This is a genomic window from Frankia sp. AiPa1 (assembly GCF_023243075.1).
GTDB lineage: Bacteria > Actinomycetota > Actinomycetes > Frankiales > Frankiaceae > Frankia.
Genome location: NZ_JALKFZ020000188.1, coordinates 24,866 through 41,058 on the forward strand (window position 1 = coordinate 24,866; position 16,193 = coordinate 41,058).

Consider the following 16,193-nt stretch of genomic DNA (forward strand, 5'->3'; position numbering starts at 1 on the left):
CACCGGACCGTGCGTCAGGTCAGCAGGGCATCGATGCGGGCCCGGTCGGCCGGCTCGAGCGGGCGCAGCGGCTCGCCCTTCGCCGAGCGCCAGACCACGTCGTCGGCCTGCCAGGCCTCGCGCCGAAGCCGCATCTTGTCGATCTTCATGCTGCCGAGTTTCGGCAGTTCCTCGGCGACCCGGACGAACGACGGCACCCATTTGGGGCCGAGGTCGGGCTGCTCGGCGAGGAAGGCGTCGAACGCGCTCGGATCGAAACTCGCACCACCGCGCAGCTCGAGTGCGACCATCACCCGGTCCCCCACCGGATCGTCCGGGACCGCGTAGACGGCCACCGACCGGACGTCCGGGTAGCGGCCGACGATGGCCTCCACCGGCGCGGCCGCGAAGTTCTCGCCGTCCACCCGCAGCCACTCGTTCGAGCGGCCGGCGAAGTACAGCCAGCCGTCGTCATCCCGGTAGGCAAGGTCGCCCGACCAGTAGGCACCCTCGCGGAAACGAGCCGACGTCGCCTCGGTGTTGTTGTAGTAGCCCTCGAAACCGTTGGTCGGCTCGGTCTCCACGATCTCGCCGACGGCCACGTCGAGGTTGGTGGGCCGCCCGTCCGGACCGCGGGTGACCGGCGGGCACTGCGCGCCGGTCGCGGCATCGAGCACCTTGACGGTCGGGTCGGGCCGCCCGAGCGACCCGTCGGGCATCGACGGATCACGCCGGATGATGATGATGCCCTCGGTGGAGCCGTAGCTGTCGCGCACGGTGGCGCCGAAACGACGGGCGAACTCCCGGATGTCGCGCACCGACGCCTCGTTGCCGACCGCGATCCGCAGCGGGTTGTCGGCGTCGTCCGGCCGCTCGGGCGTGGCCAGGATGTAGTTGAGGACCTTGCCGGTGTAGGTCATCATCGTCGCGCCGGTGCGCCGCACGTCCGGCAGGGTGTTCGAGGCCGAGAACCTCGGCCGGGTCACGATCGGGACGCCGGCGGCCAGCGTCGCCGCCCAGCCGGTGAACAGCGAGCTGGAGTGGAAGAACGGCAGCGGCGAATACACCACGTCCCGGCCGCGGACCAGATCGCTTATCTTCGCGACGTGTGCACCGGTGCGGGCGAACCGGCCGCTGGTGCAGCGCACCGCCTTGGGCAGCCCGGTCGACCCGGACGTGAAGATCAGCAGGAACAGGTCCTCGGGCCGAACCGGCACGTCTGGCAACGTCACCGGGCTCGCCTCGACGAGCGCGGCGTACTCGGGGGTGTCGACCACGAGGAGCCGCTCGCCCGGCACACCGGTGTCCACACCGTCGAGCAGCGGCCGGAAACCGGCGGACGTGACCAGCAGCTGGCAGTCGGTGTGCCGCACGAGCTGGCCGAGCTGGTCACCACGATAGGTGGAGTTGATCCCGACGACGGTGGCGCCGGACAGCGCGGCTGCCCCCAGCCAGAACACGTGGTCGGGCACGTTCTCGAGCAGTACGCCGATGTGCGGTGGACGCCGCGGGTCCCGGACCCGCTCGAAGTAGGCCGCCCGGCGGGCGGACTGCTCCACGAGCTCCCGATAGCTCCACCGCTGCTCGCCGATGATCAGCCCGGTCTCGTCATCCGCGGCCCGCGCCCGCAGCAGCTCCGCCGCGGTCGCCGCCGCCGCGGTCGCGGGCGTCGCCGTCGAGACTCCCACCCGCTCCGGCGCGTCCGATAATTCTCCCTGCGCGTCCGCGGTTCTCCCCGGCACGTCCGCCCGTGCCTGCGCGCCCTCTGCCAAGGCCGTGCTCCCCACTCTTACGTCGGCTCCGGTGGTGCGGGCGTCCCGCGGCGCCACCCGAGGACGTCCGGCGCCGCCAGGGGGACAGTTTGGCGACGCTGGATACTGACAGGACCCGGCGCGGCGGACCATGCCGCTCGCGGGCCTCACCACAGACTGGCGATCGGCTCCATCATGGTGGCGTGATCGGTCGGCTCGACGATCACCGTGGTCAACGGGCCCTCCCGCCAGGCGGCGAGCTGGTCGGCGATCCGCGGCAGCGGGCCGACCAGGGCCAGATCGTCCACGAGTTCGTCGGGGACGGCGGCGCAGGCCGCCTTGCGGTCACCGGCGAGGAACAGGTCCTGGATGCGGTTGGCCTCCTCGACGTACCCGTAGCGGGCGACGAGGGCGGCGTAGAAGTTCTTCGTCTTCGACCCCATCCCGCCGATGTGCAACGCGATGCGGGGACGCACCTGGTCGCGGCAGGCATCGAGGTCGTCGCCGAGGCAGGCGAGCACGGTGGGCGCGACCTGGAATCCCTCGCCAGCGGCGGCGAGCGCGTCGCCCCAGGCGTTCTTCCAGTGCCGCGGGCTCCACAGGTAGGGCAGCAGCCCGTCGGCCTCGGCCACCGCCATGGCCACGTTCTTCGGGCCGAGGGCGGCGATGAGGATCGGCGTCGACGGTGCGCCCGGCAACTGGGTGCGCAGCGCCCGGCCCTGGCCGGTGGCCCCCGCCCCGGTGTAGGGCACCTGGTAGATGGTCCCGTCGAACGAGACCTTCTCGGTACCGGCGAGGGCCTGGCGCAGGATGGCCAGGTACTCGCGGGTCATCCGCACCGGCGGGTGGTAGGGCACCCCGTGCCATCCCTCCACGACCTGCGGGCCGGAGGCGCCGAGGCCGAGGATGAGCCGCCCCTGAGAGAGCTGCTGCAGGGTCAGCGCCGTCATCGCGGTGGCGGCGGGGGTCCGGGCCGGCATCTGCGCGATCGCGGTGCCGAGCCGGAGCCGGGTCGTGATGGCGGCGACGAACGCCAGCGGGGTGAACGCGTCGGCACTCCACGCCTCACCCGCCCACACCGAGTCATATCCGGCCTGTTCGGCCCGGCGGGCCACATCCGCCAGGGAACGTCCGTCACCGCGGATACCGGCGAGGCTCAGGCCGAGCGCAACCTTGGACACCGATCCGACGCTAACTTGACGCCAACATCGATGTCAATGTCAACCTTGTGCACCGGGCGTGCCACCCAGTCCGGCCCGTCCGCATCCGCACCCGACGCGGGGAATTCGCACGTGCCGGCCCGACATGTGGTGGTGTCGGAGGTGAGGGCGGTGGACCGCGGCGACTGGTTGGACGGTCGCGGCGATCAACGGGTGCCGGTCAGATGCCGGTCAGGTGCCGGCCATCGGGACTCGCGGTGCCCGTCCGCCCGGTACGGCAACAGCCAGACGTTGGACCCCGGCAGGGGCATTCCCCATCAGGGAGCAGGAGGAAACAGGTGGATCTGACAGGGCGCTCGGCGATCGTCACCGGCGGGGCCGGCGGGCTCGGGGCCGCGGTCGTGCGGCACTTCATCGGTCTCGGAGTGAAGACGGTCGTCTTTGACCTGCACGATGACCGCACCAAGGAGCTCGCCGCGAGCTTCGGCGCCGACGCCGCGGCCGTCGCCGGTGACATCAACGACGACGACGTGGTGCAGTCCGCGATCAGCGCGGCGCAGTCGCTGGGCACGTTGTCGATCGTGGTGAACGTGGCCGGCGGCGGCATCGCCGCCCGTACCCTGAACCGCGACGGCACGCCGCACGACAAGGACTCCTTCGCCAAGGTCCTGACCATCAACACGGTCGGGACGTTCAACGTCACCCGGCTCACCGCGGCGGCGATGGCCAAGAACGAGCCGACCGAGGACGGCGAGCGGGGTGTCGTCGTCAACACCGCGTCCATCGCCGGGCTCGAGGGCCAGGTCGGGCAGCTCGCCTACGCCGCCGCCAAGGCCGGCATCCTCGGCATGTCACTGCCGCTGGCCCGCGACCTCGCGCCGGTCGGCATCCGGGTGAACGCGATCGCGCCAGGCACCATGGGCACGCCGATCATGCTCTCGGTCCCCAAGGAGATGAGCGACAAGCTGATCTCGGGCATCCAGTTCCCCAGGCGGATGGGCAAGCCCGAGGAGTTCGCGCTGCTGGTCGAGTCGATCGTGCGCAACCCGTACCTCAACGGCGAGAACATCCGCCTCGACGGCGCGCTGCGCTTTCCCCCGAAGTAGGCGCCGCCCCCACCGAAAGAAGGCCCGCCGGCCCGGTCAGGGCCCCAGCGTCGTGCACGGGCGCGCCGCCCGGAGCTCCGCCTCCGGCCGACGCGCCCGTCGGACTTCCCGACGGTGCTCTCCCCCGACGCTCTCCCGGCGCTCTCGCCTGATGCTCTCCCCCGGCCGGTGGGAGTCCGAACGGCGCACTCGCCAGCACGGCGGTTGTCCAGGCCTGTTCTCCCTGGCAGGGCGGCCGTCCGGCTGGTCGGTTGCGGGTGCATGGGTCGCTGGCTACTGTCGATATCAATATCGACATCTGTGCGGCCGGGCGGATTGCGCCCGAGACGGTACCCGTCCCGGGCCGTTTCCCCCCACCCGGCCTCGGCGCCCGTACCGGGGCCGCATCAGTGCCACCGATGGGCGCGCGTCCGATTCCAGGAGGGTCCTCGTGACCGAAGCAGTCATCGTCTCGACCGGCCGCACGGCCATCGGCAGGGGCCGCAAGGGCACCCTCGTCGGCCTGGACGCGTATGCGCTCGCCGAGGCGGTCGTCCCGGTCGTGCTGGAACGCAGCGGCATCCCGGCCGCCGACGTCGACGACCTCATCATCGCGGAGTCGCTGCAGGGCGGCAGTGTGATCGCCCGCAACATCGCCGTCCGGGTCGGCCTGACCGACGTCCCGGGCCTGGCCACCAACCGGCACTGCGCGGCGGGCCTGGCCGCGGTGGCGACCGCCGCGGCCGGCATCCGCGCCGGGATGGACAAGGTCGTCATCGCCGGCGGCACCGAGAGCATGAGCAACCTCGTGCTGGGCGCCCGATTCGACGCCGACCGCAACCTGCAGGTGGTGCCCTTGCCGTCGCACCCCGAGACCCCGGACGCCCCCCCGTTCGACATGTCCATCACCGTCGGCGAGAACACCGCCCGGGAGATGGGGCTCACCCGCCGTGACGTGGACGAATGGGCCGCCTACAGCCACGAGCGGGCGATCGCGTCCATCGACGCCGGAGCGTTCACCGAGGAGATCATCCCGCTGGACGTCACGCGTCCCGACGGAAGCGTCGTGCGGTTCGACACCGACGAGCATCCCCGCCGCGGCACGACCGTCGAGACCCTTGCCGGGCTGCGTCTGATCCACCCCGAGATTCCCGGCGCGACCGTCACCGCGGGTAACGCGGCCGGCATCAACGACGCCGCCGCGGCCGTCACCATCACCAGCGACGACTACGCCGCCACCCACGGGGTCACCCCGCTGGCCCGAATCCGCTCCTGGGCGGCCGTCGGTCTGGAGCCGGCCCGCACGGGCATGTCCCCGACGCTCGCCATCCCCAAGGCGCTCGACCGGGCCGGGCTCACCCTCTCCGACATCGACCTGTTCGAGATCAACGAGGCGTTCTGCTCGGTGCCGGTCGCGGCCGTGCGCAAGCTGGGCATCAACCCGGAGATCGTCAACGTCAACGGCAGCGGCGCGAGCCTCGGCCACCCGATCGCCACCACCGGCGCCCGGATGGTCGTCACCATGCTCGGTGAGCTTCGCCGCCGCGGCGCGTCGCTGGGCCTCGTCTCGATGTGCGCCGGCGGTGGCATGGGTGGCGCCCTGATCGTCGAGCTCCTCTGACCTGGACTGCGCCGCGCCCCCGGACCCACGCCCGTCGCGTCGGGTCCGGGGTCTCCGCCCAGTCCAGCCACCCCAGCTCACCAGCCACCCGCAGTCCGGCCCGGCTCCGCCCAGCCACCCGCTCCCCAGCCGGGCCCGGCTCCGCCCAGCCACACGCTCCCCAACCGGGCCCAGCTCACCCAGCCACACGCTCCCCAACCCGGACAGCCGGGCCCAGCCGGCCCGGCCGCTACCCCCCGCAGCGGCCGGCGCAGCAAGATCCCGCCAAACAGGTCGCCGTGGGGGGCAAATCGGACACCAATACCCCCATTCCGACCTGTTTGGATCTTGGCACCTCATACGCGCCAATTTTCGGTGGCGGACGGTGACATTTCCGCCTTCACGGCGGTCAGGTGGTAAGGGTCAGGTGGTGAGGATGGAGACGGCGGCGGTGCCGGGGGCGCCGTAGAGCTGGGCGTAGCCGACGCGGGGGTTGCCGGGAACCTGGCGTTCGCCGGCCTGGCCGCGCAGCTGCAGGACGAGCTCGTGCACCTGGCGCAGACCGGAGGCGCCGATCGGCTCGCCGTTGGCGATCAGGCCGCCGTCGGTGTTGACGGGTAGCCGCCCGCCGATCTCGGTGGCGCCCTCCGCGAGCAGCTTCTCCTGCTCGCCGTCCGCGCAGAAGCCGTTCTCGGCCATGTGGATGATCTCGGCGCCGGCGTCGGTGTCCTGTAGCTGGATGACGCCGACGTCCTCGGGGCCGATGCCGGCGATCTCGTAGGCGGCCTGGCTGGCGTAGACGGTCGGGGCCTTGTCCTCCTCGACGGCGGCCCATGAGCTGTGCACCTCATACGCGCCATAGCGGCGGGTACGCAGAGCGCTGGCCCGCAGGAAGATCGGGGTCGAGGTGTAGCGGTGGGCGAGGTCGGCCCGGCAGAGCACGACCGCGGCGGCGCCCTCGTCGGGTGAGCAGAACATGTACTGGGTCAACGGGTAGTTCAGCATTCGCGCGTCGAGGATGCTCTGCTCGTCCATCGGCCTGCGGCGAAACGCGTTGGGGTTGAGCACCCCGTTGCGCAGGCTCTTCGCGACGACCTTCGCCAGGGTCTGATGCGAGATGCCGTGGTCGTGCATGTATCGATTGATCTTGATGCCGAAGAACTTCGTCGTGAGGAACTGGCCGGCCGCGCCGTACCAGGACGGCGCGCTGTAGTACTCCGGGTCGGCGGTGAACGCGCCGGGCAGGTGTTTGTCCATGCCGACGGCGACCCCGAGCTCGTATTTGCCGTAGCGGATCGCGTCGGCGGTCAGCTCCAGCGCGGTGCCGGCGGTGGCACAGCCGTTATAGACGTCCATAAACGGTATGCCGGTGAGCCCGAGCAGGCTGACCACCGCATCCGGATTGTCGACCTCGTTGCTGCCGCCGAACGCGAACTGCACCTGCGGCCAGCTGGCCCCGGCATCCGCCAGGGCGCTGCGCACCGCCTGCGCGCCCATCTCGATCGCCGACTTCGCGCCGAACCGACCGAACGGATGGATGCCCACCCCGACGATGGCGACGTCGTACATGTCAGTCTCCTTGCTCCGAGAGCGCCGTCTGTGCTGAGAGCTCGGCTACTCCGCGAGCTCTGCCTGATCCGAGATCTCCGGCGACGCCGGGGCGAATGCGTGGATCATGATTTCGGTGCCGTCCGCGTCGGTGCGGAACGGCACCACCACCAGCTCCAGCTCCATGCCGAACGTGAGCTTTTCCGGGTCCGCCTCGGTGAGCCGCGCCTCGACGCGCACCTCGTCGCCGAGCTGGACGAGCCCGACGCCGAAGGGGCGAAACGTCTCCTCGGTCTCCCCGCCGGCGTAGGGCGCCTTGGGCAGGAAACCCTGGATGGTCCACGCCACCAGCACGCCGCGGCGCGGCAGCAGGTGCTCGGCGATGTCGGGGTTGCCGCAGCGCGGGCAGGACGGTTTACGCGGGAACATCACCGCCTGGCACGCCGGACAGCGCCCGCCGAGCAGCCGCGGCTCCGCTGCCGGCCAGGTGAACACATCGGGGGCGAACGCTACCTGGGTCACGCCATACTCTCCTCGCCGCGACGGCTGCCGAACTGCCGGATTGCCGACGGCCGTCGCGGCATCGGCTGCCCGCCCTACCGGTCCGAACTGATCTTGGATTTCATCTGCTCGAGGTCCACCAGGATCGGGAATCCGGAGACGCTCAGGGCGTTGCCGTGGCCGGTCTGGTGGGTGTCGAACACCGACTGGATCGCCGCGTAGAAACCCTGCACGTCCAGGGTCTGGTTGACCGCACGCTTGGCCTGGCGCAGCCCGAACGCCGGCATCTTCGCGATGTCGGCGGCCAGTTCCCGGGTCGCCGTGTCCAGCTCGGCCCGGGGCACGACCTTGTTGACCATGCCGAGCTTCTCCGCCTCCTCGGCGGTGACCGCGCGGCCGGTGAACAGGATCTCCTTGGCCTTGCGCGGCCCGAGCTCCCAGGTGTGCCCGTGGTACTCGACGCCGCCGATGCCCATCGCGACCACCGGGTCGGAGAACAGGGCGTCGTCGGCGGCGATGATCAGGTCACAGGGCCAGCACAGCAGCAGGCCACCCGCGATGCACCGGCCCTGGACGGCGGCGATCGACGGCTTCGGGGTGTTGCGCCAGCGCAGCGTGTACTCGAGATAGCGGCGCGACTCGTAATGGATGATGTACTCAAGGGTGATCTTCTCCGGGCCGCCCGTGCCCCGCAGGTCGTGCCCGGCGGAGAAGTGCTTCCCCTCGCCGCGCAGGACGATCACGGCGACGTCGTCGTCCTCGGCGGCCGCGCGCCAGGCCGCGTCGAGCTCGTCGAGCAGCTCCGCGTTCTGGGCGTTGGCGGCCTCGGGCCGGTTGAGCGTGATGGTCGCGATCTTGTCTGCGACCTCGTAGCGGATGTACATCTGCAGCTCCTCAGCCGACCAGGTACTGACCAGGAGAAAGCGGGCGGCGCCGATCGAGGGACTGGTCGGCTGTCCTGAGGCGCTCGTCTTGTCTGCCCGCACACGGTGGCTTCACGGCGCGGTCTCCCGCGCGTCCACTTCTTCATAGCGCGCGCGCAGGACTCGGCGCAGCACCTTCCCGGAGGGCAGCCGCGGGATCTCGTCCACGAACAGGACGTGTCGCGGCCGCTTGTACGACGCGAGTCGGCCGCCCACCAGCGCGACCAGCTCGTCGGCTTCGACCGGTGCCCGGGTGGCGACGGCCGCGACGACCCGCTCGCCGTCGGCGTCATCCGCAACGCCGAACACCGCGCAGTCGATGACGGCCGGATGGCTGTGCAGCACCGTCTCCACCTCGGCCGGTGCGACCTGGAACGCCCGTACTTTGATCATCTCCTTGCGCCGGTCGGTCAGCCGCACCCAGCCGTCGGCGTCCACCTGGCCAATGTCGCCGGTGCGGTACCAGTCGTCCTGGAAGGCCTGCGCGGTCGCCTCCGGGGGCAGGTAGCCGACCATCGCCGACGCGGAACGGGCCTGGATCTCCCCGATGGCACCATCGGGCAGCACCACCCCGCTGTCCGGATCCACCACCCGCAGTTCGACGCCGTCGACCACCCTGCCGACGCTGTCCAGCGGCGAGCCGCGCAGCTCGTCGGCGGCGAAGGGGCTGCAGGTGAACACCGGTACCTCGCTCGACCCGTAGCCGGTCACCCAGCCGACCCCGGTGCGGGCCGTGACCGACTCGGCCACGCTGGGGGTCACCGGCGTCGCGCACCACATGATGTACCGCAGCGAGGACAGGTCGAACGACTCGAGATCCGGGTGCGCGGCCATCGCGAGCGCGATCGGCGCCACCGCCATCTCGATGGTCACCCGGTCGCGCTCGATGCCGCGCAGCACCTGGTCGAGGTCGAACCGGCGGTGCAGGCGCATCCACGCGCCCGATTCCAGCACGGTGATGATGTTGAGGATCCCGAGGATGTGCGACGGCGGCGTCGCGATCTGCATCCGGTCCGCGCCGGACATCCCCAGCGCCCGCCGCCACTGGCCCACCGCCGCGCCGAAGGTCGCATGGGTGTGCCGCACGGCCTTGGGCAGCCCCGTCGTTCCCGAGCTGAACACCAGCAGTGCCTCGGCATCCGGGGGCGGCGCCGGCCACACCTCTGCGCCGACGGGACCGACTCCCGCCGCGCCGCCGCGATCGACGCCCGGTCCCGGGCCGGCGGGGAGCACCGGCTCGATCGGCTCGATCGGCTCGTCCAGGTGCAGCATCGGCAGGACGGCGGCGAGCGCCTCGTGATCGCCCACCGCGTGCCGCGGCTCGGTCAGGCCCAGGGCGTACTCGACCTCGCCGGCCCGCCATGCCGGGCTGAACAGCACCGCCGACGCGCCCAGGCGCCACAGCGCCCGGATCGCGATGACGAACTCCGGTCGGTTCGAGGACATGAGCGCCACCCGGTCACCGGGACGCACCCCACGCCCCGCCAGCCGCCGGGCCATCCCCTCGGTCAGGGCATCGAGTTCGGCCCGGCCGTAGGAACGGTCCTCGAAAGCAAGCACCGGCCGATCGGCCACGATGCCTCCCCGAATTCTAAGTGATTTCCGCGCGGTGGTTCCGGACCCGCTCGCGCGACCTGGTAGCGGGACCTGGTACCGCGGGCCGGCCGCCGGAGCCGGCAACGGTGCCGGTCAGACCGGGAGGAGCCGGGCCAGGTTGCCGCCGAGGATCTTGGCCTTGTCCTCGTCGCTGACATTTGCCAGTTCCGCGGCGAAGCTCGCCGGCTCCGCCAGGCCCTCGGGGTGCGGGAAGTCGGAGCCGTACAGCACCCGGTCGACGCCGAGGAGGTCGGACAGCTTCGCCATGTCCTCCTCCCAGAAGGGGCTGATGTGGATGTTGCGGCGGAGCACCGAGACCGGCTCCTCCTCGAACAGGTGCGGGCCCTTCTTGTAGGCGTTCTTCAGGTTGCCGATCAGCGGCTCGACCCAGGACGCGCCGTTCTCGACGATGGCGACCTTGAGCTCGGGGAACCGTGAGAGCGTGCCGTGGCAGATCAGCGAGGCGACGCTGTCCTCGATCGGCCGCCACTGGTTGAGCATCCGGAACGCCTCCGGCTTGAACGGCAGGTACTCCTTGTTGAAGCCCTCCCAGTCATCGGTGTAGCGGTTGTAGCCGCTGTCCGACGAATGGAACGCGACCAGCAGGTCGGCCTCGACGACCTTCTTCCAGAACGGGTCGAACTCCGGCAGGCCGAATGACCGCGAGCCACCGTAGGTGGGCACCGGCGCCGGGCGGATGAGGATCGCGCGGGCGCCGCGCTCCACCACCCAGGCGAGCTCCTCGATCGCCTTCTCGACGATCGGCAGGGTGATCACCGGCGTGGCGTAGATCCGGTTCTGGTAGTTGAACGACCAGGTCTCGTGCATCCACTCGTTGAGCGCGTGGATGACCGCGTGCGTGAGGACCGGATCCTCGCGCATCCGCTCCTCGAGCAGGCTCGCGAGCGTCGGGAACATCAGCGTGCGCTCGACACCCTGCTCGTCGAGCAGCTTCAGCCGGGACTCCGGCTCCCGGAACGCCGGGATCGACCGCATCGGCTTACCGATGATCTCCCGGTAGGACTTGCCCTCCGGGTTGCCGCGGCGGAAGTAGTCCTCCTGCGCGCCGGGACGGGCGACGACCTCGAAGGTCGGGTTCGGGATGTACTCGCTGATCTGACCCTTGATGGCGATCTTGGTGCGGCCGTCGACCTGGACGTAGCGCACCGCGCCACGGAAGCGCTCGGGCAGGAACTTGGTGAACGCCTCCTCGGTCTCGTACATGTGATTATCGGCGTCGAAGATCGGGTACGGTGACGCACTCGACGACATGGCGGTCCTCTCGTACTGGCGGGGTCTACCCGCGAGATGGTCTGGGTGTCGGGCCGACGGACGCCATCACGCGCCGGCCGAGGCCAGCAGCGCGGTCACGGGGGTCGCGGGGTCGGTGCGGGTCTCGCGGCACCACGCGCCGAGGGCGTGGGTGAGCTCCGCCGACGTGCCGAGCAGCGCGTCCAGCGCCAGGACCCGGCTGTGGAAGTGATGGTGGTCGTGCTCCTCGGTGAACCCGATGGCGCCCAGTACCTGCATGGACCGCTCACAGACCCGGCGGCCGTTGCGGCCCGCCAGCGCCTTGGCGATCTCGCTGTATCGCGGCGGCGCCGCGTCGTCAAGTCTCACCGCCGTCGTCACGACGCTCTCCAGCGCCACGCAGTCGGTCTGCGCCCAGGCCAGCAGGTGACGGACCGCCTGGAAGGCGCCGATCGGCCGGCCGAACTGCTCGCGGGCGCCGGCGTGCGCCACCGCGAGGGTCAACGTCCCCTCCGCCGCGCCGAGGATCTCCAGCCCCGCCGCCACCCGGCCCAGGAACAGCCCGCGTGCCCGGGCGGCGACCGCCTCATCCTCGGTGGCCACCGGGGCGAGCTCGGCGTCGTCCACCCGAACCTCGTGCAGTGCCAGGCGGCCGGGCACCGCCACCCGGACGAGCTCGACCTTCGACGCGGCCACGACGGCCGCTCCTCGCCCGGGCCGGTCGACGAGCAGCGTGCGGTCGGTGACGTCCCCGACCACGACGAGACGCTCGCCGCGGCGGGAACGGCGAGCGATCGCGGCGACGAGCTGGCCGGGCTCGTGCCCGGTCACGGCGAGGTAGGGCTGGGCGATCAGGGCGCCGAGCGCGACCGAGTCCGCGAGCTCCCGGCCCTGGGCGCGAAACAGCGCCAGCGCCGCGGAGCGGGCGTCGTGGTCGGTGAGCTCCGAGAGCAGGTCCCACCAGCCGAGCGCCTCGAGGGGATCCTCGCCGGGAGCGGTCGAGCGCAGTACGGCACCGGCCGCGTCGAGGAACTCGCGGTCCGACGACGCCACGACCGACGTCATGGCAGCCGCAGGATCTGCTTGGCGATGGTGTCCAGCTGCATCTGCTGCGAGCCTCCGTAGACGGTGACGATGCGCGAGAACAGGTATTCCTGCCGGTTCACCGCCACGTGGTCGTCCTGCACACCCACGGCGAGGTCCGGATCGCTGGCGAGCACCCAGTCGTTCACCGCCTGCTCGCTGGCGGCGAGCATCAGCTTGACGAACGCGGCCCGGGGCCCGAGGACCGAATCCGCGGCGTGCGCGCGGACCCCCGCGAAACTGCTGCTGCGGATCGCGGCGAGATCGAGCAACGCGTTCCCGAGAAGGGTATCGCCCTCGGGAGCGCCCAGCGAGAGATTGTCAAGCACCTCGCGCTGGAGAAAGTTGTGCCGGAACCACCCATAGGTGCCACGCTCGTGCGCGAGGATGTGCATGGCCACCCGCCAGCCGCCGCCGATCTCGCCGACCAGACGTTCCGCGTCGACCGGCACCTCGTCGAAGGTCACCTCGGCCAGCTCGTCGGTGCCGTTGGCCTGCACGATCGGCCGGACCTCGACGCCCGGGTGGCGCAGGTCCACGACGAAGGCGGTCAACCCCCGGTGGCGCGACTCGGTCGTCCCGGTCCGGGCCAGGACCAGGCACCAGGTGGCGTACCGCGACCAGCTCGTCCAGATCTTGCGACCGGTGATGGCCCACCCGCCGTCGCGCGCGACGGCGCGGGTGCGGGCGCTGGCGAGGTCGGAGCCCGCGTCAGGCTCGGAGAAGCCCTGCGACCAGGTCTCGGTGCCGGACAGGAACCGGGGCAGCAGCCGCGCCATCAGCGCCGGGTTGCCCAGCGCCGCGAGCGTGGGCGCGAGGACTTCGAGATGCTCGTAGACGGCCATCGAGAGCAGGCCGTGCCGCGCCAGGGCCTCCCACATGACCGCACGGTGGACGATGTCACCGCCCAACCCGCCCAGCTGCTCGGGCCACCCGTAGCGGGCCCAGCCCTCGTCGTACAGGACACGCATGAGCGCGGACGTCGCGGCCACCCGCTGCTCGTACGAGGCGATCGGGTGCGCCGCAGCCTCCAGTGCGGCCGGCCGGGTGGCCAGCCACTCCTCGAAGGCAACGGCGTACGCGCACGCGTCGTCACGAAGCGGACCGCTTTCACTGCTCCCAGTTATATGCAACATTGACGTCAATATAGGAACCTGCGAACCTCGAAGCAACGTTGAAGGTCGCGGGCAGACTGAGGGAGTGACGTGGTCGAGCGCGAGGACACGGGAAGCCCGGTACTCATCGAGGACCGGGGCCCGGTGCGGATCGTGACACTCAACCGACCCGCGACGCTCAACGCCTCGGACGAGGGCCTGCACGGCGCCCTCGCCGAGGTGTTTCCGGCGATCGACGCCGCCGACGGGGTGCGTGCCGTCGTGCTCACCGGCGCCGGCAAGGCGTTCTCGGCCGGCGGCGATCTCACCCTGCTCGACCGCATGGTCGGCGACTCCGAGCTGCGGAGCCGGATCATGGCGGAGGCCGCGGCGATCGTGCGGAGCATGATCGCGGTGCGGGTGCCGATCATCGCGGCCGTGAACGGGCCGGCCGTGGGCCTGGGCTGCAGCCTTGCCGCGATGAGCGACCTGGTGGTGATCGAGGAGCAGGCCTTCCTCGCCGACCCGCACGTCCTGCTGGGCCTGACCGCCGCCGACGGCGGCGCCCTGGTCTGGCCGCTGCTGATCAGCCTGCAGCGGGCGAAGGAGTACATCCTGCTCGGGGACCGGATTCCCGCCCAGGAGGCGCTGCGGCTGGGGCTGGTCAACCGGGTCGTGCCCCGCGGCGAGGCGGTCAGTACCGCGCTCGAGCTCGCCAGCCGCATCGCGGATCTGCCCCCGCAGGCGGTCGTGGGGACGAAGGCGCTCATCAACAGTGGCCTGCGCGAGGCCGTGGCGTCATGGCTGTCCGGGGGTCTGGCCAGCGAGACGGCGTCGTTCGACGAGCCGGCGTTCCAGCAGAACCTGGCGCGGATGCTGAACAGAACAGGAGCTGCCTGACTGTGGCGGACGGGAACGCGAACGAGCCGACCAGCGGGGACGGGGCGACCGGCGCGGGCGGTGGTCCGGTGGGCGGCGCGGGCGGTGGTCCGGTGGGCGGCGGCGCGGGCTACCCGCGACTGGCCGGAGTGCGGGCGGAGCTCGGCGAGCGCTACCGGGCCGAGGGCCTGTGGGACGAGCGCCGCCTCGCCGACGGGATCGAGGCCGCCGCGGCGAGCCGTCCCGACGCGCCGGCCGTCGTCGACAACGAGGCGCGGCTGACCAACGCACAGCTCGCCGCCGCCGTGTCCGCCGGGGTGTCCACCCTGGTCGGACGCGGGGTCCGACCGGGCGACGCCACGATTCTCATCGCCGGCAACACCCGCCACGGCGTGATCGCCTACCAGGCCCTGCTGCGCGCCGGTGCCACGGTGGTCGGCCTCGACCGGCGCAGCGGCGTGGCGGACGTGCGCTTCGCGGTCGAGGCGCTGCCGGGCGAGCCGTGGCTCATCGTGCCCGACGGCGAGGCCGAACGGCTCGCCGAGGCGCTGGCGCCGGCCGAGGGCCGGGTGCTCTCGCTGGAGCGGTTCGCTGCCGCGCCGGACCCGTCGGCGCCGCCCGTCGCCTGGGTCGAGCCCGACCGCGACCGGGCCGCGATCATCATGTTCAGTTCGGGCACGACCGGACGTCCCAAGGGGGTCGTCCACTCGCTCAACACGTTGACCGCGGGCCTGTTCAACCTGGAGCGCTCCGTCGGCGACGACCCGGTGGCGACCTTCCTCGTCAGCCCGCTGACCAGCATCACCGGGCTCATGCAGCTCCAGCTCGCGGCCGACCGGCATGGCACGCTCCTGCTCGAGGACCGCTTCGACGCCGTCCAGACGCTGGCGCGGATCAACGCCGAGTCCCCGACCCTGCTCGGCGGCGCGCCGGTGATCCCCGAGCGGCTGCTCACCGCCGCGGCCGCCGCCGGTCCGGACGTGCCGGTGCGGCTTCGGCGGCTCGCCCTCGGCGGGTCGATGCTGCCCCGGCCCCTGCTGGAGCTGGCCACCGACCGGTACGGCATCGAGATCGTCCGGATGTACGGCTCGTCCGAGGCACCAACGTTCTCCGGCAGCCTGTACGACGACCCGCGGGAACGGCGGCTGGCCGACGACGGCGTCCCCGTGCGCGGCGGCGAGGTGCGGGTCGGCTCCTCGGCGCATCCGCAGGAGGGGCTGCTGCGCGGACCGAACCTGTTCCTCGGCTACCTCGACCCGGCCGACGACGCGGGTGTCTTCGAGGACGGCTGGTACCGCAGCGGCGACCAGGTCGACTTCTCCGGCGGCCGGCTGACCGTCGTCGGGCGGCTCAGGGAAATCGTCAACCGCAACGGGCTGAAGATCTCGCTGTCCGAGCTCGACGAGGCACTGGTCGGCCTGCCGGGCTCGGTCGAGCACGCCGCGTTCGGACTGCCGGACCCGGTCACCGGCGAACGCCTCGCGGTCGCGGTCGCGGCCGGTGACGGCGCTTCCGTGACCCTGCAGGACGCGATCGACCACCTGCTGGCCGGCGGCATCGCCAAGCGCAAGCTGCCCGAGCAGCTCGTGCGGTGGAAGGGCCCGCTGCCCCGCACCGCATCCGGAAAGATCATCCGCTCGCGGCTCGTGATGGACGCTCCGGCGATGGACAGCGACCTCGCCGACCGCTTGCGCTGATAGCGCGGCACCCGGCCGCCGGCGGGAGCGCAGCCGCCGCCGGCGG

13 protein-coding genes are annotated in these 16,193 nt (G+C 71.6%); 4 read left to right on the forward strand and 9 right to left on the reverse strand.

The features are described 5' to 3' along the window. Positions 1 to 14 precede the first annotated feature (14 nt). Both MXD95_RS26110 and MXD95_RS26115 read right to left on the reverse strand, forming a co-directional pair. The gene (locus MXD95_RS26110) at positions 15 to 1,751 is read right to left on the reverse strand and encodes an AMP-binding protein (protein WP_250643391.1); all 1,737 of its coding nucleotides are present in this window, start codon (positions 1,749 to 1,751) and stop codon (positions 15 to 17) included. Between the two features lie 146 nt (positions 1,752 to 1,897). Continuing rightward, positions 1,898 to 2,911 (reverse strand): LLM class F420-dependent oxidoreductase, encoded by a 1,014-nt coding sequence (locus MXD95_RS26115; RefSeq protein WP_250643392.1) that lies wholly within the window; start codon positions 2,909 to 2,911, stop codon positions 1,898 to 1,900. A 317-nt stretch (positions 2,912 to 3,228) separates the two neighbouring features. On the opposite strand from MXD95_RS26115, the gene MXD95_RS26120 reads away from it, so the two are divergent. Both MXD95_RS26120 and MXD95_RS26125 read left to right on the forward strand, forming a co-directional pair. Next, positions 3,229 to 3,996, forward strand: a complete 768-nt coding sequence (locus MXD95_RS26120; RefSeq protein ID WP_250643393.1) for an SDR family NAD(P)-dependent oxidoreductase — start codon at positions 3,229 to 3,231, stop codon at positions 3,994 to 3,996. 430 nt (positions 3,997 to 4,426) lie between these two features. Beyond that, positions 4,427 to 5,596 carry a thiolase family protein gene (locus tag MXD95_RS26125; protein ID WP_250643394.1) on the forward strand — a complete coding sequence of 390 codons (1,170 nt, stop codon included), beginning with the start codon at positions 4,427 to 4,429 and terminating at the stop codon, positions 5,594 to 5,596. Between the two features lie 402 nt (positions 5,597 to 5,998). On the opposite strand, the gene MXD95_RS26130 is transcribed toward MXD95_RS26125, so the two are convergent. From MXD95_RS26130 to MXD95_RS26160, 7 genes are all read right to left on the reverse strand, one after another. Beyond that, entirely contained in the window at positions 5,999 to 7,144 is a 1,146-nt protein-coding gene (locus MXD95_RS26130; protein ID WP_250643395.1) for a thiolase family protein, read from the reverse strand. Between the two features lie 45 nt (positions 7,145 to 7,189). After that, positions 7,190 to 7,645, reverse strand: coding sequence for a Zn-ribbon domain-containing OB-fold protein (locus MXD95_RS26135; RefSeq protein ID WP_250643396.1), 456 nt, complete (start codon positions 7,643 to 7,645; stop codon positions 7,190 to 7,192). A gap of 74 nt (positions 7,646 to 7,719) precedes the next feature. Next, positions 7,720 to 8,508 (reverse strand): enoyl-CoA hydratase, encoded by a 789-nt coding sequence (locus tag MXD95_RS26140; protein ID WP_250643435.1) that lies wholly within the window; start codon positions 8,506 to 8,508, stop codon positions 7,720 to 7,722. A 111-nt stretch (positions 8,509 to 8,619) separates the two neighbouring features. Continuing rightward, entirely contained in the window at positions 8,620 to 10,122 is a 1,503-nt protein-coding gene (locus tag MXD95_RS26145) for a class I adenylate-forming enzyme family protein (RefSeq protein WP_250643397.1), read from the reverse strand. A 114-nt stretch (positions 10,123 to 10,236) separates the two neighbouring features. Then, entirely contained in the window at positions 10,237 to 11,415 is a 1,179-nt protein-coding gene (locus tag MXD95_RS26150; protein WP_250643398.1) for an amidohydrolase family protein, read from the reverse strand. 66 nt (positions 11,416 to 11,481) lie between these two features. After that, positions 11,482 to 12,447, reverse strand: coding sequence for an acyl-CoA dehydrogenase family protein (locus MXD95_RS26155; protein ID WP_250643399.1), 966 nt, complete (start codon positions 12,445 to 12,447; stop codon positions 11,482 to 11,484). Between the two features lie 8 nt (positions 12,448 to 12,455). Next, complete coding sequence (locus tag MXD95_RS26160) at positions 12,456 to 13,613, reverse strand: acyl-CoA dehydrogenase family protein (RefSeq protein WP_250643400.1); 1,158 nt, start codon at positions 13,611 to 13,613, stop codon at positions 12,456 to 12,458. Positions 13,614 to 13,682: 69 nt separating this feature from the next. Here MXD95_RS26160 and MXD95_RS26165 point away from each other — a divergent pair, with 69 nt between their 5' ends. Beyond that, on the forward strand, positions 13,683 to 14,471 hold the full coding sequence (locus MXD95_RS26165; protein WP_250643401.1) for an enoyl-CoA hydratase/isomerase family protein: 789 nt from the start codon (positions 13,683 to 13,685) through the stop codon (positions 14,469 to 14,471). A gap of 2 nt (positions 14,472 to 14,473) precedes the next feature. After that, on the forward strand, positions 14,474 to 16,147 hold the full coding sequence (locus MXD95_RS26170; RefSeq protein WP_250643402.1) for a class I adenylate-forming enzyme family protein: 1,674 nt from the start codon (positions 14,474 to 14,476) through the stop codon (positions 16,145 to 16,147). Positions 16,148 to 16,193: the final 46 nt, after the last annotated feature.